This window comes from Mesorhizobium sp. B3-2-1 (genome assembly GCF_006439515.1).
Lineage (GTDB): Bacteria > Pseudomonadota > Alphaproteobacteria > Rhizobiales > Rhizobiaceae > Mesorhizobium.
Genome location: NZ_VFTI01000004.1, coordinates 193,047 through 212,697 on the forward strand (window position 1 = coordinate 193,047; position 19,651 = coordinate 212,697).

The window sequence follows — 19,651 nt, forward strand, 5'->3', positions numbered from 1 at the left end:
ACCGACACCGCATTCTCCGGCGAAGGAACGCTGCCATGACCGGTCAGCTCGACAACGCGGCCCGCACCCTGGCGCAATCCCACTTCCGCACGCTGCGCCTCGGCACGCCGTTCCAGCCGCGCCTCGATGCGCTGGCCAAGACCCAGGACTGGTACAATTGGGCCGGCTACCGCGCACCACATTCGCTCTGGGACGAAGAACTCGAATATTTCGCCATCCGCAGCCAGGCGGCGCTGTTCGACATCTCGCCGATGACCAAATACTGGATCGAGGGACCGGATGCCGAAGCCTTCCTCGACCGTGTCACCTTGCGCGATGTCACCAGGCTCAGGCCCGGCCGCGTTCATTACACCGCCTGGTGTGACGACGAAGGTTTTGTGCTGGACGACGGCACGCTGTTTCGACTTTCGCCGACACGCTTTCGGCTGTGTTCGCAGGAACGGCATCTGCCGTGGCTGCTGGACAGTGCCCTTGGTTTCGACGTCATTGTCGAGGAAGAGACCGAGGCTGTCGCCGGGCTCGCCCTGCAGGGCCCAACCGCCTTCGCCGTGCTGCGCGATGCCGGTTTCACCGGTGTCGAGAAGCTGAAAATATTCGACCTTGCGGAGTTCCCGCATGACGGCGGCACGGTCATCATTTCACGCACCGGCTTTACCGGCGATCTCGGTTACGAGCTGTTCGTTCCGGCCGATAAGGCGCTGAGCCTGTGGGATCGGCTGACGACTGCGGGCGAACTGCGCGGCATCCGCGCCATCGGCTATACCGCGCTCAACCGTGCCCGGCTCGAGGCCGGGCTGATTGTCGCCAATGCCGATTTCACCACCGCCGAACACGCCATCCGCGCCGACCGCCGGCGCATGCCCGACGAGATCGGGCTCGGCTTCATGATCGATCTGGAGAAGGAGCATTTCAACGGCCGTCGCGCCATCCTCGAAGCGAGGGCGAAACGCAAGCTGCGCCATGTGTTGGTCGGGCTGGAGATCGAGGGCAACATCCCCGCCGAACACGCGATCGTCTACTACAGGAAGAGCCAGGAGGTCGGCCTGGTCAGCGCCGCCATGTGGTCGCCGATGGCCAAGCGCAACATCGCCATCGCCTCGCTGGCGCGGCCCTATGGTGATATTGTCGTGGAGGACCTCTGGGTCGAGATCTACGCCATGCGCGAGCTGCAGTACCAGAAGCTGATGAAACGGGCCAAGGTCGTGGCGCGACCCTTCATAAAGCTCGACCGCCGCACCGCCAACCCGCCGGCGGATTTTTGAGCATGGCCGAGGAAGCGGACAAGCAGCAGGAAGATGGCGAAGCCGCCGAACAGTGGCAACTGGTCAACACGCCGCTCGGCGAGAAATGGTCGGGCCGCACGCGTTATGCCGCCGCCATGTTCTTCTACAAGCAGGGCGAGATGAGCGCCGAGACGCTCGAAGTCTATCGCATCTGCGCGCGGTTGGATGCGGAAAACCCCTTGCCGATCATTCGCGATCGTGGCGTTGGCAAGGACTGGCTGAAGCGCATGGGCTTCGAATAAGCCACTTTAGACCGGTTCAGCGATTGGTGGAATCGCTGAACCGGTCTAACTCTTTGTTTTACGCAATTCCGGACGGAAAACCGCTACGCACTTTTCCTGGAACTGCTCTAACCTATCGTTCTTTCCAGCATGCTCAGCCAGTTGCGGTAGGCGATCTTTTCGATCAGCGCCCGGCCGAAACCGCGCGCCGCCAGCGCATCGATAAGTTTCGGCAGGCCGGCGACGTCGCCGATGACGGCCGGGATCATGGCGCCATCGAAATCCGAACCGAGACCGACGCCGTCCTCGCCCAAGGCCTGCAACAGGGAATCGATATGGCGCACCATGATGTCGAGGCTGGTGTCGGCATTCATGCGGCCGTCCTCGCGCAGGAAGCCGGTGGCGAAGTTGAGGCCGACCATGCCGCCGGTTTCGCGGATCGCCCCGAGCTGCCAGTCGGTCAGATTGCGCGAATGGCCGCAGATCTCGTGCACGTTGGAGTGGGTGGCGACCAGCGGTGCTTCGCTGAGCGCTGCAACATCGCGAAAGCCCTTCTCGTTGAGATGCGAGAGGTCGATCATGATCTTCAGTTCATTGCAGGCCTTGACCAGCGCCTTGCCGGCATCGGTCAGGCCAAGTCCCGTGTCGGGCGAGGACGGAAAGCGGAACGGCACGCCGTGGCCAAACGCATTCGGCCGGCTCCAGACGATGCCGAGCGAGCGCAGGCCCGCGGCATGCAGCACATCGAGCATGGTGAGTTCGGGATCGATCGCCTCGACGCCCTCGATGTGGAACACCGCGGCAATCGTGCCTTGCGCCATGGCGTTGCCCACATCGTCGGCACTGCGGCAGATCGCCAATGCGCCGGCGCGCTCCAGCCGAAACAGGATGGACGCCATGGCGATCGTCGAGTTGAGCGCATCGGCGCGCGGAACCTCGGGCGGCAGCGGCTCACTAGCGCTCGGCGCCGAAGGCACGGCGCTGCGCCGCGCTTTCTCGACCGGCGGCGGGAAGATGGCGAACATGCCTCCGGCGAATCCGCCGGCCCTGGCGCGCGGCAGGTCGATATGGCCGCCCGATTTCCCTTCGATGAACAGCTCTTCGACGTCGCTGTCCTTGGACTGATAGAGCCTCAGCAGCGTATCATTGTGGCCGTCGAAGACGGGGACGAGGTCGGATTCGGTCATCGGGGGGTCATTCGGTTCGTTCATCGGCGCGGGAGCGATATATCATACCCACTTAGGCAGGATGTGCCACCCGCGCAAATGACAAAGCCAGTCCAACCTATTGCTTCAGCACGTCGGCCCACTCCGGATGGCGGCGAAACTGGGCGTTGGCGAACGGGCAGAGCGGGATGATCTTCTTGCCAGCCGCCCTCGCGTCCTCGACGGCGCGGGTGACGAGCCGAAGCCCGGCGCCTTGGCCGCGAAAGGCGTCCGGCACTTCCGTGTGGTCGATGATGAGCTGGTGCTCGCCGATCTTGGTGAAGGTCATCTCGGCCTCGGTGCCGCCGGGGCCGCGCAGGACGTAGCGACCCTTGGAGCCGCGATCTTCAAGTTCGATCTCTGGCAGTTGATCGGGCATCCCTAGACTCCTTGGGCGACACCGGCAAAAAGCCGCCGCGCCGCCTCGATTTCGTTTGGCCGCACCTCGTGCCCGCCTTCGTGCCACTCCACTGTGACATCGGCACCATCGGCACGCAAATAGGCTTCGAGCCGCGCCGTCAGGTTCGGCGGGCAGATCGGATCGCGCCTGCCGGCGGTCACCAGGATGTGACGGCCGGCAAGGCTGCCCTTCACCTCCGGCTCGAACGGAATCAGCGGATGCATCAGCACCGTGGCGTCGAACACGTCAGGGACTTCGAACACCAGCGAGGCCAGGATATTGGCGCCGTTGGAATAGCCGAGGCCCAGCACGGCCGATGGCGTCGCCGCCTCGACATGGGCCTTGACGAATTCAGCCATCTTGGCCGTCGCCCGCGCCAGGTCGTCCATGTCGTAGACGCCCTCGCCGGTGCGGCGGAAGAAACGCGCGGCACCTTGTTCGGAGACATCGCCGCGCGGCGAGATGATGGTCGCCTGGGGCGCGAGATCGCGCCCCAGCGATACAAGCTGGCTCTCGTCGCCGCCCGTGCCATGGAAGACGAAGAGCAGCGGGCCACCCGGCGAACCGGGTAGCACTTTGTGGATGAAAGCGTCCTTGCTCATCGCCTCAGCCCTCCAGCTTTTGCAGATGCTGTTCGAGATAGGGCCGCAGGTGCTGATGCTGCGTGGGCAGCTTCAGCGCCTCGCCGAGATGAGCGGTGTCCTCATCACGGTCGAAGCCCGGCTCGTTGGTGGCCACTTCGAACAGCACGCCGCCCGGCGTGCGGAAATAGATCGCCCAGAAATAGTCGCGGTCGATCACCGGCGTCACGCCATAGCCCGTATCCATCAGCGCCTTGCGCACTTCGAGCTGCCTGGCACGGTTCTCGACGGCAAAGGCGACATGGTGGACGGAGCCGGCGCCGAGATCGGCGAAGGGCGCGGTCGGCAGCGATTCGATGTCGACGACATCGGCGCCGTTGCCGTTCTTGACGGCGAGCCGCCTGACATTGCCTGATTTGTCGACCTCCTCGTAGCCCATGAACTTCAGCAGCTCCTCGGTGGCGCCACCATCTTTCAGCCTGAGCGAAACCGAGTGAAAACCGCGGATCGCCTCGTCTGCCGGAATGCCGCCCTTCACCCAGGGCGCTCTGCTGTCGGCCTTGTCCTCGACAAGGGCAAAGCCGTCGCCGTCCGGACCGGCAAATCCGAGCCGCTTCTCGCCAAAGCTTTCCTCGCGGGAGACATTGGTTACGCCTTCGTCGGTGAAGCGTTTTTCCCAATAGGCGAGCGTGCCTTCGGGCACGGAGTAGACCGTGGTGCCGACTTCGCCGACGCCATGACGGCCCTTACCGATGTTGGGAAACGGAAAATAGGTCATCACCGAACCCGGCGTTCCGACCTCGTCGCCGTAATAGAGGTGATAGACGTCCGGCGCGTCGAAATTGACCGTCTTCTTGACCCGGCGTAGGCCGATCTTGTGGGTGAAGAAATCATTGTTCTGCCGTGCATCCCTGGCCATCGAGGTGACGTGATGCAGGCCCTTGATCTGGTCGAGCATGGTCTTTGCTCCTTCCCTTGGTGTTTGTGCGGCCCTCGCCGCTGTCCACGCCAATATGAGGATACCTGCATCCACGGCAAAGGCGGCAAACACAGAATGGACTGTGCTGTATAAGTGAACAATAATCGGATTCTTGTTCACCATCCGGTCAACAGCCTGGTCTTGCGCGGTTGATGGAAATCGGTTCCATGTGCTCACCGAACGTACTGGAGGGGGAGCGCAAAGTGACTGGAAAAGGCAGGCGGCCAAATGTCCTCCTCATCACCTGCGACCAGTGGCGCGGCGATTGCCTGTCGGCTGCCGGCCATCCCCAGGTGAAGACGCCGAATGCCGATGCGCTGGCCGCCGAAGGTGTCCTGTTCAAGCGCCATTACGGCGGCTCGGCTCCATGCTCGCCGGCGCGTGCCTGCCTCTACACAGGCCTCTACCAGATGAACAACCGCGTCTGCCGCAACGGCACGCCGCTCGATGCCCGCCATGGCAATATTGCGCTTGCGGCGCGCAGCGTGGGCTACGATCCGACCTTGTTCGGCTATACCGATGTGTCGCTCGACCCGCGCCAGCTTGCACCGGCCGATCCACGGCTGCACAGCTATGAAGGCGTGCTGCCTGGCTTCACGGTGCGCCAATTGCTGCCCGAACATCAGAAGCAGTGGTTGTCCTGGCTGAAGCAGCAGGGCATCGATGCCGGCGCTGGAAGTCCTGATATCCATCGTCCCGTGGGCGAGGCGGACGGCGCGGTGACTGAAGCGCCGCCCGTCTACTCGAAGGACCAGACGCCGACCGCCTTCCTTGCCGGCGAATTCATCCGCTGGCTGGGCGAGCAAGAGGAGGCCGCGCCATGGTTTGCGCATCTTTCCTTTATCAGCCCGCATCCGCCCTTCATCGTGCCGGAACCGTACAACACCCGATACGATCCGGCGGACGGCCCCGCTTTTCACCGTGCGGAAAGTTGGCGAGCCGAATCTCAGGGCCACCCCTACATCGCCTATGATCTCGGCCGGCAAAACCGCGCGAAGTTCCGCCCCGGCGCCACGGGCAAGGTACAGGACTGGAGCGAGGATGATTTCCGCCGCATCCGAGCAATCTACTACGGTATGATCTCGGAGGTCGACGCGCAGCTCGGCCGCCTATGGCAAGCGCTGAAGGCCGAAGGCGCTTGGGACAACACCATCATCGTGCTCACCTCCGACCACGCCGAAATGATGGGCGACCATTTCATGCTGGGCAAGGGCGGCTATTTCGACGGCAGCTACCACATCCCACTGGTCGTCCACGACCCACGCCATCGCAAGGCCGCCGGCAGCACTGTCGATTGCTTCACCGAAGCGGTCGACATTTTGCCGACGCTCATCGACCTGCTCGGCGCGGCTCCCGAACCGCATCTTGACGGGTGCTCGCTCAAACCCTTCCTGAGCGGCGGAACTCCCGCCGTTTGGCGCGACGCCGCGCACTGGGAGTTCGACTTTCGCTCGATCGCGGACGGAGAAGCCGAACGGCACTTCGGCATTACCTCGCGCCAGTGCAACCTCGCTGTCATCCGCACACGGAAATTCAAATACGTGCATTTTGGCGGCGGCTTGCCGCCTCTGCTTTTCGACATGGAGGACGACCCTGGCGAATTGAAGAACCTCGCCAACAGTCCGGCACATCGTTCCACCCGGCTGGAATTCGCCGAAAGGCTGCTTGCCTGGCGGGCCGAACATCTCGACCAGTCGCTTGCCCTCTCGGAGCTGACGGACAATGGATTGGTTGGATATGCCAGGTCGCATACGGGGCGGTAGGGATTTCCCTACCGCCCCATTTCCTTAGCTGTCGAAGTATCCTTGCCTACCGAACCATCAGACGCTGCTCGTCGCGCTTCTGGGCGTAGGTGCCCTTGTCGTAAGCTGCTTGCTTCTCGAGCTGCTCCTTGGTGAAGGTCGTATAAAGGTACTTCTTGCCGCTCTTGTCGGTCATGAACTTCAAATTATCCATGCCAACCGCGACCTCCTTCGAGCCGATGCCGAGGAAGCCGCCGACATCGACGATCACGGCATCGGTTTTCTTGTCGGGCGTCAGCACGACATCCCCGATCTCGCCAACCTTGGCGTCATTGGCGCCATAGACTGTCGTGCCCTTCAGATCGTTAGCCCTGATCTCGCCAATCGGCATCTCCGTCAGCTTCGACTTATCGATGGCTGAGGTCTTTGTCTGGTCGGGAGCCGTGGCGTCAGCTGGCGCCGCCGCCGTCTTGTCTGCCGGAGCGGCGGCGGGAGCTGTCGTGGCGGAAGGTGCCGCGGCTGGCGCGGTTGCCGCCGGCGCGTTGGATGCCGTCGTTGCCGGCACCGGATCATAGGGCTGCGCCTGCAGTTCTTCCTTGGTGGTCTGCGCCACCAGCCAGCGGTTGCCGTTCTTCTGCGCCCACTTCGCCTTGGCGAAATCATAGGCGACGTTCTTCTCGCCCATGCCAAGGAAGCCGCCGACGCCTATAATCAGCGATTGCGCCTTGCCTTCCTTGGTCAGCACGATGTCGTTAACGTCGCCGATCTTCTGGGCGTCATCGCCTGTCCCGTTGTAGACATTTTCACCGATGATGTTCGTAGCCAGATTGCCATCAGCCTGTTTCACCGGCTGCGCATTCATGTCGGCGGGCTTCTGCGCGGTGTCGGTCGACGTGGCTGGCGCCTGGGCAGTTGTCGATGCCGCCGGGGCCGGCGCATAAGCCTTGCTGTCAAACGCCGGATGCGCCTTCAGTTCGTCCTTGGTCGTCTGCGCCACCAGCCAGCGGTTACCGTTCTTCTCGGCCCATTGCAGCTTGTCATAGTCGAAGGCGACGTTTTTGGTTCCGACGCCAAGGAAGCCGCCGACGCCGATGACGACGGATTTCGCCATGCCGTCCTTGTCAAAGACGACGTCAGTGACCTTGCCGATATTCTCGGCATTGTCGCCAGTGCCATTATAGACCGATGCACCGATAATATTGGTGACGATGCTACCTTCCGCCCGCACCACCGGCGCAGCCGGTTGTTGGGCGGCTGGCGGGTTAGCCGGGGCTGGGGTTGCAGCGCTCTGCGCGAAGGCCCCGGTTGCGACCATTGTCGCAAGGGCAGTCGTCGCTAAAAGGGTCCGGATCATGATAATCTCTCCTCGTGCCTGATTTCGTGCGCCGCGTGCGGTCGACCCATCGGGGGAGATTGGACGCGGCATCTCTACAGGTTCACAACGTCGTGACCATGCTGTTGTTCCGACAAAAAACCGCGGCGTTCGAGACCAAGACCCACCAAACGGATGCGTATCCGCCAGCTGACGCAACCCTGGATTCCGGGCTTGGGTTCTGGCCTTGGATTGCGGCGCAACCGGAACCTTTCCTGGTCCGCTGCGTTCCAGCCTTCGGCTTGGGCGCCCGGGCCAGGTTTTGAGCGGAGCGGGGCATGAAGTTTGCAGCGGTGCTGAACCGGGACGGTGGCACCTTGCGCACCGTGGATCTCGCGGCTTTTTCGGACCGGATGCGTCAGACGCTGGAATCGGCGGGCCACTCTCTCAGCATCGACATCGTTGCCGGCAAGGACATCGTGGAAACCCTCGACAGCGCCGCGTCGCGCCGCGCCGTCGATGTTGTGCTTGCCGGCGGCGGTGACGGAACCATCTCAGCCGCGGCCGCAAGGCTGATGGGCAAGAAAAAGGCGCTTGCCATATTGCCGGCCGGCACGATGAACTTGTTCGCGCGCGGTCTGGGCATTCCGCAGTCGCTCGATGCCGCGTTGGACGCCTTCGCCGACGGCGAAATCATCGCGGTCGACATGGCCACGGCCAATGGCCAGCCATTCGTCCATCAGTTCTCGATCGGCATGCATGCCAAGATGGTGCAGCTACGCCAGGGGATGGAATTCGGATCGCGCCTGGGCAAGATCGGTGCTTCGGCCAAGGCCGCTTGGGCGACGATCAAGAACCCGCCGGCGATGAACGTCACGCTCGGCATTGGCGACGCCGAGGTGACGGCGCGCATATCGGGCATCGGCGTCACCAACAATCTGTTCGGCGAAGGCCATTTGCCTTATGCCGACAACCCTGCGGGCGGCGTGCTAGGCGTCTATGTCACGGTGGCGCAGCAGCGCGCCGAACTGGTCAAGTTCTTCTTCAACATGGCGCGCGGCAAGTGGCGCGACAATGAGCATGTCGAAATCCACCAGGCCGACCGTGCGGTGCTGAAAATCCATTCCGGCGGCAGAAAGTTTCGCGCTGTCATGGATGGCGAACTGGTCAGGCTCGATCGGGAGACGACCATCGAAATCCGGCCCGGAGCGCTCAACGTCCTGGTGCCGGCCAGCATCGCCAAGGCAAAGGCAGCCTGATGTGGCCTCCGGCCCTGACGCGGTCTTTGGCGATGACGCAATCTCTGGCGATGGCGGCCGAAACTCTAACCGCCGCTCGGCCCACTTCCTTGCTCCGTGGCTGGAGTCTTGGCCGTTTCGCCATATATTTCGGCGACACCCCATGCCACGAATGCCAGAAGCAGCGCCGCGATCAGGATGCGCAACCCGTGCCAACCCCAACGCCCCTGGCGTGCCTTGTTTTCAGGAATGATCTTGGGCATGGTCGGCCCTCGTCTCGTTCTGCGCCAACCCGCGCACTCGATAAATCACGGTCGGGTAACGGGTTCTTTGCTAGGATGGTTCCGGGGAGCCGGGTCCGGAAGGGTGGCGCTGGAAGATCTGTCGAAGTGACACGAGGCGGGCCGCCCGGCGCTGCTACCCCTCGCCGGCCTCCGGATGGTCGGTGTCGGACTTCACGTTCTCGCGGTAGATGGCGTAGGCCGCGAGTGCCACGGCCGGACCGAGAATAAGCCCGAGCCCACCTTTTCCCTTGAGCAATGTCGGCAGTACAGCGAGCGCGGCGGCAATGCCGATCGCCTTCATGTCGGCCTTGCGCCGCCTTGCCTCGCGGCGGACCCGCGCGCCCAACATCAGCCTGTGGGTCAAAAGAACAAGGCCCGCGATCACCAGGAAGCCGACACCGAAACCAACCGCGGCAGCCAGCGATCCATAGCGCGCCGATGTCCAGATATAGGCTGCCCCGACAAGGAAGCCGAAGCCGCAGAATGCCGCCAGCGCGGCAAGCGCGTAGACGATGGCCGCCGTGCGTGCGCGCCGCACCGCAGCCATTGTTTCACCCGAGGCAAAACCCGAGAGTAGGGAAGCCAGCAATCCCATCTCAGCGGAACTAGCGACGCGCGAGCAGCGCGAACAGGAAGCCGACGCCAGCGGCGATTGCCAGCGACGTCACCGGCTTTTCGCGTACACTTGCCACCATCTGCGCCTCGATATCCCTGGCATTGCCGCGCAGGCTGTCGAAGGCCGCTTCCCCTTGGGCGCGCAACTGCTCGACGCCTTCGGCCGCAGCCCGGCGCGCTGTGCCGTAGCCGTGTTCACCGGTCTTGGCCAGTTGCTTGGTGAGCTTGTCGATATCGGCCTTCAACTGCCTGATATCGGCTTCAAGATCCGAATTCGTCCGGGCTTCGTTGGCGGTTTTCCCTGCGGCGGTTGCCATTGCTTAACTCCTTGTGATTGCTCGATTTCAAACGCGCCGTGTGTCTCAAGGTTCCGATGCGGGGACAAACTACCCCAAAACCCGGTTACGTGCATCCTCCGGCGCCCCTGGCGAGAAGCGCCGCGTCAGATCGGCGGGTGGCGGCGTTCGCCCAGAAGCTCCGGTCTCTCGAAACCCCGCGACACCGGCAGGAGCCGCAACGACATTGCTCGCTGGGGTATTGCCGGCTTGAAAAGCATGCCCGATCTGGCTTGGCATTTCCTCCTTGCAAAGGCCTGCCGCCAGCAGGTCCGCTTTCCGCGATTGTCCAAGGTCGGCCTTTCATCGCGGGCGCACGGCTTTTTTAAATGACAACACACCAAATTGCGATCATGACTCCCGACGTTTCAAGGAGCAATCGCCCGTGCCCCAATTACTTGACGGATTGCGCATTCTTGTCTTGGAGGATGAATTCCTCATAGCCATGGATGTCGAGCAACTCTGCCGCGACCACGGTGCGGGCGAGGTGGTGGTTGCCCGCGACCTGGCCGAAATTGATGGCCGGAAGATCGCGACGCATTTCGACGCGGCCATTGTCGATCTGATGCTGGGTGGCGCCTCGACGCTCGAATTCGCCGCGGGCCTGCGTGAGACCGGCGTCCCGTTCGTGTTTGCATCCGGTCATTCCGATGCGGGCGAGATCAAGGCATCCTTCCCCGGAGTGAGGCTGGTCACCAAGCCGTATTCAGGCGAAGACCTCGTCGAAGCCGTGGCGCTGGCCTACGGTCGCGGCTCCCTTGGCTGAGACCGACGCAACGACATTCGAATTGCCGTTATCCGGCCCGCATTTCAATGCGCTGCCGTCCCTGTGACCTGGGCCGAGATCGCATCGGGACCATACTCGTCCTCGCCGGAGATTTTCAGGATTTCCTGCAGGCGTGTGCGGGCCCTGCTGACCCGACTCTTGATCGTTCCGACCGCGCAACCGCAGATTTCGGCGGCCTCCTCATAGGAGAAGCCCGATGCACCGATCAGGATGATGGCTTCGCGCTGGTCCTCCGGCAATTGCTCGAGAGCGCCACGAAAATCCTTGAGGTCGAGCTGGCCATGCTGGGCCGGATGCACCGCAAGCCGGGCCGTCATGATGCCGTCGCTGTCCTGCACCTCGCGGCCGCGCTTGCGCATCTGCGAATAGAACTCGTTGCGCAGGATCGTGAAAAGCCATGCCTTGAGATTGGTGCCGGGCTGAAAGCTCTCATGCTTGTCCCAGGCCTTGACCAGCGTCTCCTGCACGAGGTCGTCGGCCTTGTCGGCATTCTGTGTCAGCGACACGGCAAAAGCCCGCAAGCTCGGGATTGCCCCAAGCAGATCGGTCTTGAAGCCTTGGGAGACGGCTGCCATGCCTCAGTCCTTCTTCTGTGCGGGTTCGGCCTGTTCCAGTTGTCTGAGCAACTGGGCGAAGCGATCCGGCACATTGTCGGAGACCAGCTCGTCATAATATTGTTTGAGTTTGCGTCCGATTTCGGAGTTCGGCCCCAGAGGGTCGCCGACGCCGTCCCGGCGCCTGCCCGCGGCACCAGCCAGAATATCTTTCGTCATATCCTTCATTTCGCCCTTATATTCCCAGAACTCAAGCCGCTCGTATCCAACGCAACACAAGGCAAGCGGCACCCTCGTCTGGTTGCCCATCCCGACGCCCAAACGCCATTGCCACGGATTTGTTCCATATCGGTGGAACTTTTTCGGAAAAGCGCCGTTATTTCCGCGGGGCGCGCAATTGGCGTGAGCTGCAATCCGTCCAACAGCGTCATCTGAGGGAGACGTCCATCATGAGCTTGTCCGCTACCATCGCTCCGCATCTGCCGTTCTTGCGGCGCTTCTCGCGTGCCGTCTCGGGATCGCAGGAGAGCGGCGACGCGCTGGTCGCCGCGATGCTTGAGGCCATCATCGCCGATGTCGACATCTTCCCGGAGGCGTCGAGTGACCGGATCGCCTTGTACAAGGTTTTCGCCAAGCTCTTCACATCCGTTGCCATCCGCGTTCCGCAGGAGCAGTCACAATCGGCCTGGGAGCAGCGCGCCGCCGCAAATCTCAATGCGATCGCGCCGCTTCCCCGCCAGGCCTTCCTGCTGGTTGCCGTCGAAGGTTTCAGCGAGGACGAGGCAGCCGAAATCCTCGATGTCGGCGACCAGCAGTTCTCTGAGTTGCTCGCCGAGGCAAGCAATGAGATTTCCCGTCAGGTGGCGACCGACGTGCTGATCATCGAGGATGAACCGCTGATCGCCATGGATATAGAGGAGATGGTCGAGAGCCTCGGTCATCGGGTCGTGGGAACGGCGCGCACCCATGCCGAAGCGGTGACGATGTTCGGCAAGACCCGACCGAAGATGGTGCTCGCAGACATTCAGCTCGCCGACGGCAGCTCGGGCATCGAGGCCGTGAACGAAATCTTGTCGTCGACATCCGTGCCGGTAATCTTCATCACCGCCTTCCCCGAGCGTCTCCTGACCGGAGAGCGCCCCGAGCCCGCCTTTCTCGTGACCAAGCCGTTCAATCCCGACATGGTGAAGGCGCTGATCAGCCAGGCTCTGTTCTTCGACCGGCAGGCCAAGGCTGCCGCATAGATCGCGGGCTCCGGAAGCCGGACGAGGGACATCAAAAGGCCGTTGGATGCGATTCATCCGGCGGCCCTTTTGACAAGCCGGATCGGCCACCGGCGAATTTCCCAGCCCGCGCTGCCCGGAACGATTTGCAAGCACCGTCTTTTTCGGCGAATGGTGGAACAAACCGCATCCACCCACGTTTTTGCCGTATCATTCGAAGGAGATGGACCATGCTTTACTGGGCGCTCGTATTTCTCGTCGTGGCGATTATTGCCGGCGCGCTTGGTTTCGGCGGCATTGCCGGCACATCCGCCGGTATCGCGCAGATATTGTTCTTCATCTTCCTGGCTTTCCTGATTATTTCGCTTCTGGCCGGCCTGTTCAGGCGGGCGTGAGCCTGGCGGCTCATGAGGCGAACACTGGAAGCCGCACCCCTCAAACGGTTTCCAGCCACCGCCGGGCGGCGTCCTTCAAGGATACCGTCCGGCGGACCGCTTTCAGGGGAACCCATTCGACAGTGAGCCGTTCAGCCCGAGTTGGATGGACGAATTGACCGATGCGCTCCAGGACTTCAGACAGAACGGAAGGCGCACCGCGCGATGAAGTCATCGCCATGCACCCCGCCGAAAGCGGCATGCAGCTTGGCCGAGCCCTTCTCCACGCATTGCACAATGCCGGCATTTCCGTCCTCTATCAGGATCGCGAAATGAAGACCGTATGGGCCCGCAACATGCGCGCGCCCTGGGCCTCCGACGATGTCGACGGGAACGGCATCCTGCCAACGGCGCAGGCCGACCGCATCGGCGCCGCCAAGCGCGATGTGGTTGCGACCGGCGATCCTCAGCGCCTTGAAATCAGTGTTCCAGTCGAGAATGGCGTTCGCTGGTTTCAGATCTGGGTCGATGCCGACCGAGGCGACAATGGCGATGTCCAAGGCGTCGTCACCACCATGGTCGAGACGACCGAGCAGAAGCGGCGCGAACAGACATTGACGACGCTGCTGCGTGAAGTCAGCCACCGCTCGAAGAACCTGCTGGCGATCATCCAGAGCATCGCGACCCAGACCGGTCGTTATTCCGACGGCGTCGGCGACTTCCTGAAGCGCTTCCGCGGCCGGCTGCAGTCGCTGGCGTCCTCCCAGGATCTGGTGACATCCTCCAACTGGCGAGGGGCAGCCCTTCATGAGCTGGTGGCGAGCCAGGTCGGCCGCTACGGAGCGAATCCGTCACATAGCCTTCGCTTCCGTGGCGCCAATCCCTACCTCAATCCCAACGCCGCGCTGCATATTGGCCTGGCGATGCATGAACTCGCCGTCAACTCCGTCAGCTACGGCGCCCTGTCCCGGCCGGATGGTTTCGTCGAGGTCACCGCCGACCTCAACGCCGCCGACACGGGGGAGCTCACCCTGTCCTTGACATGGGCCGAAACGATAGGGACCAAAGACGATGGGGGCGGTCAGAAGCGATTCGGCAGCGTCGCGTTGGAGCGGGTGGTGCCAGCGTCCCTGAACGGAACCGCGAACCTCGATATCGGCGACGGCCATCTCGAATACCGCCTCGTCGTTCCGCACAACAATTTCGAGACGCAGTGAAAGCCTCGGCAAGCAGCGATTCTTAACCGGCTGTTCACCATGAGGGCGGATGCTGTTTTTCCCAGATACCGCCGGAACCTGCCCCGCTTTCGGACATTGTTGGCAGGCTTGCAGCGCGGTACGGGAGGAGTGTCTTGACGGTTGCCGAAATGAACAGATTGGAACAAGCCGCCCGGATTTCGATGGGCGAATTTCTGGAATCCGAATCCTCCGCGGAAACACACCCTGAGGCAGGCAGGGGTTCGATGAAGGGGCTCATTCTTGCCTTGACCGCGATCATGTTGCTGGCCGTTCTTTGGCAGCTGACCTGACTTGGGTCCTGCTCTCCGTTGAAATCGCCGGTCGATCAACGCCGCCGCGCCTCCGATCGCGAGGGGCCGCAGTTTTTTTGCGTAACCCGTTGGAAATGACAGGAACTTTTTGACGATGTCGGCCGTTATTGCGGCCAGAGGACATCCGTCATGGAACACATAGCCGCGTTGTTGCTGGTGATCGGCTGCTCGAACACGATGGCCGAATGCCGGGAATTGCAGGTCCCAGTCAGTGTTTTTGCGACTGCCGACGAGTGCACCGCCGAGCGCCCCTTCGCGATGGGCCACGTGCAGGGGCAGGCGCAGCATGTCGTCGCCGAATGCCTCGCGGTCGATCCCGCCTTGGAGGACGACTACGATCAGATTGTCTGGAAGGTGCGGCCAGACGGTAACCTTGACGCTTCGTTGGCCATTTCCAACCTCGTCATGGCATCGAACACGATCCGCCCAGAAAAAGACGACCTTAGTCAACAATAAATTGCAGCAGCAAAGGCCGTCGTTTCATGCTAAATGGCGGTTGGAGCTTACTAAAGTGTGGACACAAGTGAGGAGCGACTCTATGCGGAAAATACTTATTGCCATGGTTGCGGTGGTTGCTGTCAGCGGCTGCACCAGCACGGAGAAGGACGTCGTCGGCGGCGGCTTGATCGGCGCCGGTATCGGCGGCTTGGTCGGCGGCGGCAAGGGCGCGCTGGTCGGTGCGGCTGTCGGCGCCGGATCCGGCCTGCTGGTTCGCAAGTTGCAGAACGGCTACTGCCAGTATCGCGATCATCGCGGCCGGATCTACACGGCCCGCTGCAACTAATTCAGCGATTGGAGCAATCCAGGATCGGCTCGGCAATTTCTATCAAACGCTGAACCGTTCTAATGGAATACAGATCCGGGGGCCATGTGCGACCTCCGGATTTTCTTGGTTGCCGATCGGCAGGATTTCAGCCGACCAACGGAATTCTGATTTCCACCTTCAGGCCGTCAGCCTGGAAATCGCGCTTGATCGTGCCGCGCAATTCGCGCGTGACATTGAGGTCGATCAGTTTGGTGCCGAATCCGGTCGCGGCCGGCGCCTCGACCTTCTTCTTTCCGGCCTCCCGCCAGTTCAGCGCCAGCGTCCGCTCGCGCCCGCGCCCTTCCAGCGACCAGTCCACCTTGAGAGCGCCGACGAAATTGCCGGCCTCGCCGTATTTCAGCGCATTGGTTGCCAGTTCGTGGAAGGTCAGGCCAAGCGCCTGCGTCGTGGTTTCGTCAAGCAGCACCTCTGGGCCTGACAGCAGCCCATCCGGCAGCTCCTTGCCGAACACCTGGCCGAGCTCGATGCGCAGCAGATCGGCAAGGTCGGCTTTCTGCCAGCGTGAGCGCGTCAACATGTCTTGCGAAGCGGCCATCGCCTGCAGCCTGGCCGAGAAGGAGGCGGAGAACTCGCTGACGTCGGTCGCCCGTGAGGCCGTCTGCCGCGCGATCGCCAGCACCCTGGTGATCGAGTTCTTGATGCGATGCTTCATCTCCTGCAGCATCAGGTCCTTTTCGAGCAGGCTCTTTTCCGTCGTTTCGTGCAAGGCCGACACCGCGTCATAGGCTCGCTCCTGATAGCGCGCCACCAGCGCAATGGCGCCGGCCAGGAGTAGGCCGAACAGCCCCAGCATTACGGGGATGGCGCGCGACGAGGGTTGCGAGAAGGCGCTGGTCGGTCTGAACAACACGGTCCAAGGGCGTCCCGCCACGGTCATCTTGCGGGTGACCAGCAGCCGGTCTCCCAGGGATGAAGCCGGTGGCGTCTCCGAGCGGAACAACAGATTGTCGCCGTTCACCGCTCCGTCATAAATCTCTGTGTTGACCGGCAGCAGCGGCGCACGGCTCAGCGCGATCTGGAACAGGTCCCGGGCCCGGAAGGCGGCATAGAGAAAGCCGGCGGTCGAGGACCGCGATGCGTTGATGACCTCCGGCGCCGTTTCGACGTTGAGCCGCACGAAGACCAGGAAGCCGGTGAAGGTCTGCGCGGCGCCCGTGCCCTGGCCGAGTTGCACCAGCCCGCTTGCGTGCTGCTGGTCGTCGGCCATCGCTTTTTCGATTGCCGCGCGCCGCACCGGCTCGCTGAACATGTCGTAACCGATGCTGGCCTGGCTGGACGGATCCAGCGGCTCGAAAAGCACTATCGGCGTGCGCCAGGGCTGCGTCGTATCCGGATAGACCGGGTGGCTGGCGCCGAAATCGTGGAGAATGTCGCGTTCCACCGCTGCCTCGTCGCCTGTCTTGACCAGCCGCAGGAAGCCGATGCCGCGCAGGCCGGCGAAATTGTTGTCGACATCCAGCGCCTTGAAGAAGGCCTGGAACTCGTTCTGGGAAATATCGCCGTTGCGCGCGTCGAACAGGGCCTGCATCGAGCGCAGCAGCGACAGATGCAGGTCGATGCGGCTCTCGATCCGGTTGAGGGCGTCATCGGCCGCCCCTTCGAACTTGATGCGGGCGGCTTCCTGCGTCGCGAAATAAGCGAATCCCGCCATGGTCATGCTGATCAATGCAACGGCAATGAACGCGACGATTGGAAAAAGCTTCTTCAATGGATGATGCGGTCCCTGAGCAAAACAGGACCTTTATGGGCAAGTCGACGGGCCAACACAATGGTCAGGCCAAGCCATCGTGATCACTGGCATATCACGTGAACGGCAACGGGGCGTACACGCAGCCTGGCTGGCCTCAGGCGGCGATCTTCAGCGCACCCGGCCCCGGTATGGCACCTGGGGGACATTTGCCCAGAATGATCATGCCCAGCACCTCGTCCTGGGTGACATCCGTGGTGCGTGCCGTGCCGACGACCTGGCCGTTCTTCATCACGCAGACCCGGTCGGCCAGCTCGAACACGTCGTGGATGTCGTGGCTGATCAGGAAGATGCCGATGCCGTCGGACTTGAGCTGCCTGACCAGTTCGCCGACCTGCGCCGTTTCCTGGGGCCCGAGAGCCGCCGTCGGCTCGTCCATGATGAGGATACGGGCGTTGAACAGGATGGCGCGTGCGATCGCCACCGATTGCCGCTGTCCGCCCGACAGTTTGATCACCGGCTCCTTGAAGCGCTGGAAGCGGGGATTGAGCCGCCCCATCACCTTGCGCGCCTCGGCCTCCATGGCGACGTCGTCGAGCGTGCCCCAGGCGGTCATCAGCTCGCGGCCGAGGAACAGATTGGCGGCCGCATCGACATTGTCGGCCAGCGCCAGCGTCTGGTAGATCGTCTCGATGCCGTATTTCTTGGCGTCGCGCGGGTTGGAGATCGCTGCCTCCTCGCCATTGACGAAAATCTGGCCGGAGTCGCGCTTGTAGGCGCCGGACAGGATCTTGATCAGCGTCGACTTGCCGGCGCCGTTGTGGCCGAGCAGCGCCACGACCTCGCCGGGGAAAAGATCGATCGAGGCGTCGTCGACGGCGCGGATGCCGCCGAAGGCGATCGAGATGTTGCGCATATCGACCAGCGGCGTGCCCATGGGGGCGGTTGCGGGAGCGGTCTTGTCAGCCATGATCGTACCCCTAAACCCGCTTGCGATAGACTGTGTCGAGCCACACCGCGATGACCAGCACGGCGCCGACGACGATGCTCTGCAGCGGCGAGTCGACGCCGAGGAGCACCATGCCCGACTGCAGCGACTGCATCAGCAACGCGCCGAGCATGGCGCCGATGATCGTTCCCGAGCCGCCGGCGAGCGACGTGCCGCCGATGACGGCCGCGGCAATGACGAGCAGCTCGTCCAATGTGCCAAGCACATTGGTGGCCGAGTTCTGCCGTGCCGACGAAATGGCGGCTGCGATGGTGGCCAGCACGCCCATGATCATGAACACCTTCATGGTGATCCAGCGCGTGTTGATGCCGGCGAGGTTGGCCGCTTCCGGATTGCCGCCGATGGCAAAGACATAACGGCCGAAACGGGTGCGTTTGGTGATGAAGGTCATGACCAGACCGACGGCGACCGCCATCAGTACCGGTATGGCGATGCCGTGGGCGATGAACAGGCCGCCCTCGGGCACGGTGATGTTGTTGGCGGCCGCGTAGCGCTTCACGATGCCGATCGGCCACGGATAGGAGTTGGCGAGCCACACCGCGCCCATGATGACGGCGCAGGTGACGACGCCGAGCAGCGTCTCGGCCCAGATCGGGCGCAGCGGGAACCGGAAACGCTTGCGCTGCACCCTTCCGTTGAACAGCGCAAACACGACGGCCAGGCAGGCAACGATGCCCACGACCCAGCTCCAGGTGGCGCCGATCGATCCGGCCGGTCCGCCGCCCATCAGCTGGAAGGTGGCGTCGAGCGGTGCCACCGTCTGGCCTGACGTGACCCACCAGGCGGCACCGCGCCAGACCAGCAGGCCGCCCAGCGTGACGATGAAGGCCGGCACTTCGAGATAGGCGATCACGAAGCCCTGGAACGCGCCGATCAAAAGGCCGAGCGCCAGGCCGATGACCAGCGCCAGCACCCAGATCCACGGATTGCCGAGTTCAAGCCCCACGAACCGGACCAGGAAATGCACCTGGGCAAAGCCCATGACCATGCCGATCAAGCCCTCGGCGGAACCGACGGACAGGTCGATGTTGCGCATGACGATGACCAGCACCATGCCGCAGGCCATGATGGCGACCGCCGACGTCTGGACCGACAGGTTCCACAGGTTGCGCGGCGTGAGAAACGTGCGGCTGTCGAAATCGAGCGGATTGACGCCAAGACGCAGGCTCGAAATCACATGCAGCGCGATCCAGATCAGCAGCAGGGCGCCGATCATGCCCAGCATGCGGGTGTCGATCTCGGTCGCTTTCAGGAACCGGGCGACCGCGCCGAGTTCCGAGGCTCGCGCGGTGTCGGCCTGCAGGTCGGACGTCGTGTCGGTCATGATTTCCTCCAACCGGCTGGCCGTCTGACGCGGATGCCGAACCCAGCCTAGAAAGCTATCCGCGCGACGCGGAAACACAAATCTTTTTGAGAAAACGCCGCGGCTTTGGGGCCGCGGCGCCTT

24 protein-coding genes are annotated in these 19,651 nt (G+C 62.8%); 11 read left to right on the forward strand and 13 right to left on the reverse strand.

What is annotated here, in order from left to right:
- Nucleotides 1-35 precede the first annotated feature (35 nt).
- Entirely contained in the window at nt 36-1,262 is a 1,227-nt protein-coding gene (locus FJW08_RS06025) for an aminomethyltransferase family protein (protein ID WP_140809618.1), read from the forward strand.
- Nucleotides 1,263-1,264: 2 nt separating this feature from the next.
- Nucleotides 1,265-1,525 (forward strand): hypothetical protein, encoded by a 261-nt coding sequence (locus tag FJW08_RS06030; protein ID WP_140809620.1) that lies wholly within the window; start codon nt 1,265-1,267, stop codon nt 1,523-1,525.
- A 107-nt stretch (nt 1,526-1,632) separates the two neighbouring features.
- On the opposite strand, the gene FJW08_RS06035 is transcribed toward FJW08_RS06030, so the two are convergent.
- From FJW08_RS06035 to FJW08_RS06050, 4 genes are all read right to left on the reverse strand, one after another.
- Nucleotides 1,633-2,691, reverse strand: coding sequence for a dipeptidase (locus FJW08_RS06035; RefSeq protein WP_140809622.1), 1,059 nt, complete (start codon nt 2,689-2,691; stop codon nt 1,633-1,635).
- Between the two features lie 97 nt (nt 2,692-2,788).
- Complete coding sequence (locus FJW08_RS06040) at nt 2,789-3,088, reverse strand: GNAT family N-acetyltransferase (protein ID WP_140809624.1); 300 nt, start codon at nt 3,086-3,088, stop codon at nt 2,789-2,791.
- Nucleotides 3,089-3,090: 2 nt separating this feature from the next.
- A complete protein-coding gene (locus FJW08_RS06045; protein ID WP_140809626.1) occupies nt 3,091-3,711 on the reverse strand; it encodes an alpha/beta hydrolase in 621 nt (206 codons plus the stop codon).
- A gap of 4 nt (nt 3,712-3,715) precedes the next feature.
- Nucleotides 3,716-4,648: a VOC family protein gene (locus tag FJW08_RS06050; RefSeq protein ID WP_140809628.1), complete on the reverse strand. Its 933-nt coding sequence runs from the start codon at nt 4,646-4,648 to the stop codon at nt 3,716-3,718.
- 224 nt (nt 4,649-4,872) lie between these two features.
- Here FJW08_RS06050 and FJW08_RS06055 point away from each other — a divergent pair, with 224 nt between their 5' ends.
- A complete protein-coding gene (locus FJW08_RS06055) occupies nt 4,873-6,432 on the forward strand; it encodes an alkaline phosphatase family protein (RefSeq protein WP_140754511.1) in 1,560 nt (519 codons plus the stop codon).
- A gap of 46 nt (nt 6,433-6,478) precedes the next feature.
- Here the strand turns inward: FJW08_RS06055 and FJW08_RS06060 are convergent, their stop codons facing one another.
- Nucleotides 6,479-7,765 (reverse strand): PRC-barrel domain-containing protein, encoded by a 1,287-nt coding sequence (locus FJW08_RS06060; protein ID WP_140809630.1) that lies wholly within the window; start codon nt 7,763-7,765, stop codon nt 6,479-6,481.
- Between the two features lie 296 nt (nt 7,766-8,061).
- On the opposite strand from FJW08_RS06060, the gene FJW08_RS06065 reads away from it, so the two are divergent.
- Entirely contained in the window at nt 8,062-8,982 is a 921-nt protein-coding gene (locus FJW08_RS06065) for a diacylglycerol kinase family protein (RefSeq protein WP_140809632.1), read from the forward strand.
- A gap of 65 nt (nt 8,983-9,047) precedes the next feature.
- Here FJW08_RS06065 and FJW08_RS32315 read toward each other — a convergent pair whose 3' ends face one another.
- The 3 genes from FJW08_RS32315 to FJW08_RS06075 form a co-directional block, all read right to left on the reverse strand.
- On the reverse strand, nt 9,048-9,224 hold the full coding sequence (locus FJW08_RS32315; protein WP_181178211.1) for a hypothetical protein: 177 nt from the start codon (nt 9,222-9,224) through the stop codon (nt 9,048-9,050).
- Nucleotides 9,225-9,378: 154 nt separating this feature from the next.
- Nucleotides 9,379-9,840: a hypothetical protein gene (locus FJW08_RS06070; protein WP_140809633.1), complete on the reverse strand. Its 462-nt coding sequence runs from the start codon at nt 9,838-9,840 to the stop codon at nt 9,379-9,381.
- 10 nt (nt 9,841-9,850) lie between these two features.
- Nucleotides 9,851-10,177: a DUF883 family protein gene (locus FJW08_RS06075; RefSeq protein WP_140754519.1), complete on the reverse strand. Its 327-nt coding sequence runs from the start codon at nt 10,175-10,177 to the stop codon at nt 9,851-9,853.
- 403 nt (nt 10,178-10,580) lie between these two features.
- Between FJW08_RS06075 and FJW08_RS06080 the strand changes: the two genes are divergently transcribed.
- On the forward strand, nt 10,581-10,961 hold the full coding sequence (locus FJW08_RS06080; RefSeq protein ID WP_224591352.1) for a response regulator: 381 nt from the start codon (nt 10,581-10,583) through the stop codon (nt 10,959-10,961).
- Nucleotides 10,962-11,005: 44 nt separating this feature from the next.
- Here FJW08_RS06080 and FJW08_RS06085 read toward each other — a convergent pair whose 3' ends face one another.
- Together FJW08_RS06085 and FJW08_RS06090 are read right to left on the reverse strand one after the other, a co-directional pair.
- Nucleotides 11,006-11,557, reverse strand: coding sequence for an RNA polymerase sigma factor (locus FJW08_RS06085; RefSeq protein WP_010911883.1), 552 nt, complete (start codon nt 11,555-11,557; stop codon nt 11,006-11,008).
- 3 nt (nt 11,558-11,560) lie between these two features.
- Nucleotides 11,561-11,764, reverse strand: coding sequence for a NepR family anti-sigma factor (locus FJW08_RS06090; protein ID WP_140809753.1), 204 nt, complete (start codon nt 11,762-11,764; stop codon nt 11,561-11,563).
- 221 nt (nt 11,765-11,985) lie between these two features.
- On the opposite strand from FJW08_RS06090, the gene FJW08_RS06095 reads away from it, so the two are divergent.
- The 6 genes from FJW08_RS06095 (at nt 11,986) to FJW08_RS06115 (ending at nt 15,466) form a co-directional block, all read left to right on the forward strand.
- Nucleotides 11,986-12,780, forward strand: coding sequence for a response regulator (locus FJW08_RS06095; RefSeq protein ID WP_140809635.1), 795 nt, complete (start codon nt 11,986-11,988; stop codon nt 12,778-12,780).
- A 209-nt stretch (nt 12,781-12,989) separates the two neighbouring features.
- The gene (locus tag FJW08_RS06100; RefSeq protein ID WP_006203859.1) at nt 12,990-13,154 is read left to right on the forward strand and encodes a DUF1328 domain-containing protein; all 165 of its coding nucleotides are present in this window, start codon (nt 12,990-12,992) and stop codon (nt 13,152-13,154) included.
- Nucleotides 13,155-13,315: 161 nt separating this feature from the next.
- Nucleotides 13,316-14,350, forward strand: a complete 1,035-nt coding sequence (locus FJW08_RS06105; protein ID WP_140809637.1) for a PAS domain-containing sensor histidine kinase — start codon at nt 13,316-13,318, stop codon at nt 14,348-14,350.
- Between the two features lie 134 nt (nt 14,351-14,484).
- Nucleotides 14,485-14,661 (forward strand): hypothetical protein, encoded by a 177-nt coding sequence (locus FJW08_RS32320; protein ID WP_181182848.1) that lies wholly within the window; start codon nt 14,485-14,487, stop codon nt 14,659-14,661.
- Nucleotides 14,662-14,811: 150 nt separating this feature from the next.
- The gene (locus FJW08_RS06110; protein WP_140754525.1) at nt 14,812-15,138 is read left to right on the forward strand and encodes a hypothetical protein; all 327 of its coding nucleotides are present in this window, start codon (nt 14,812-14,814) and stop codon (nt 15,136-15,138) included.
- Nucleotides 15,139-15,220: 82 nt separating this feature from the next.
- On the forward strand, nt 15,221-15,466 hold the full coding sequence (locus tag FJW08_RS06115; protein WP_140754527.1) for a YMGG-like glycine zipper-containing protein: 246 nt from the start codon (nt 15,221-15,223) through the stop codon (nt 15,464-15,466).
- 127 nt (nt 15,467-15,593) lie between these two features.
- Here the strand turns inward: FJW08_RS06115 and FJW08_RS06120 are convergent, their stop codons facing one another.
- The 3 genes from FJW08_RS06120 to FJW08_RS06130 all read right to left on the reverse strand — a co-directional run bounded on the left by FJW08_RS06120 (nt 15,594) and on the right by FJW08_RS06130 (nt 19,528).
- Complete coding sequence (locus tag FJW08_RS06120) at nt 15,594-17,216, reverse strand: CHASE domain-containing protein (RefSeq protein ID WP_140809639.1); 1,623 nt, start codon at nt 17,214-17,216, stop codon at nt 15,594-15,596.
- Between the two features lie 136 nt (nt 17,217-17,352).
- Nucleotides 17,353-18,165, reverse strand: coding sequence for an ATP-binding cassette domain-containing protein (locus FJW08_RS06125; protein WP_140809641.1), 813 nt, complete (start codon nt 18,163-18,165; stop codon nt 17,353-17,355).
- A 10-nt stretch (nt 18,166-18,175) separates the two neighbouring features.
- Nucleotides 18,176-19,528 carry a sugar ABC transporter permease gene (locus tag FJW08_RS06130; protein ID WP_140754533.1) on the reverse strand — a complete coding sequence of 451 codons (1,353 nt, stop codon included), beginning with the start codon at nt 19,526-19,528 and terminating at the stop codon, nt 18,176-18,178.
- Nucleotides 19,529-19,651 lie beyond the last annotated feature (123 nt).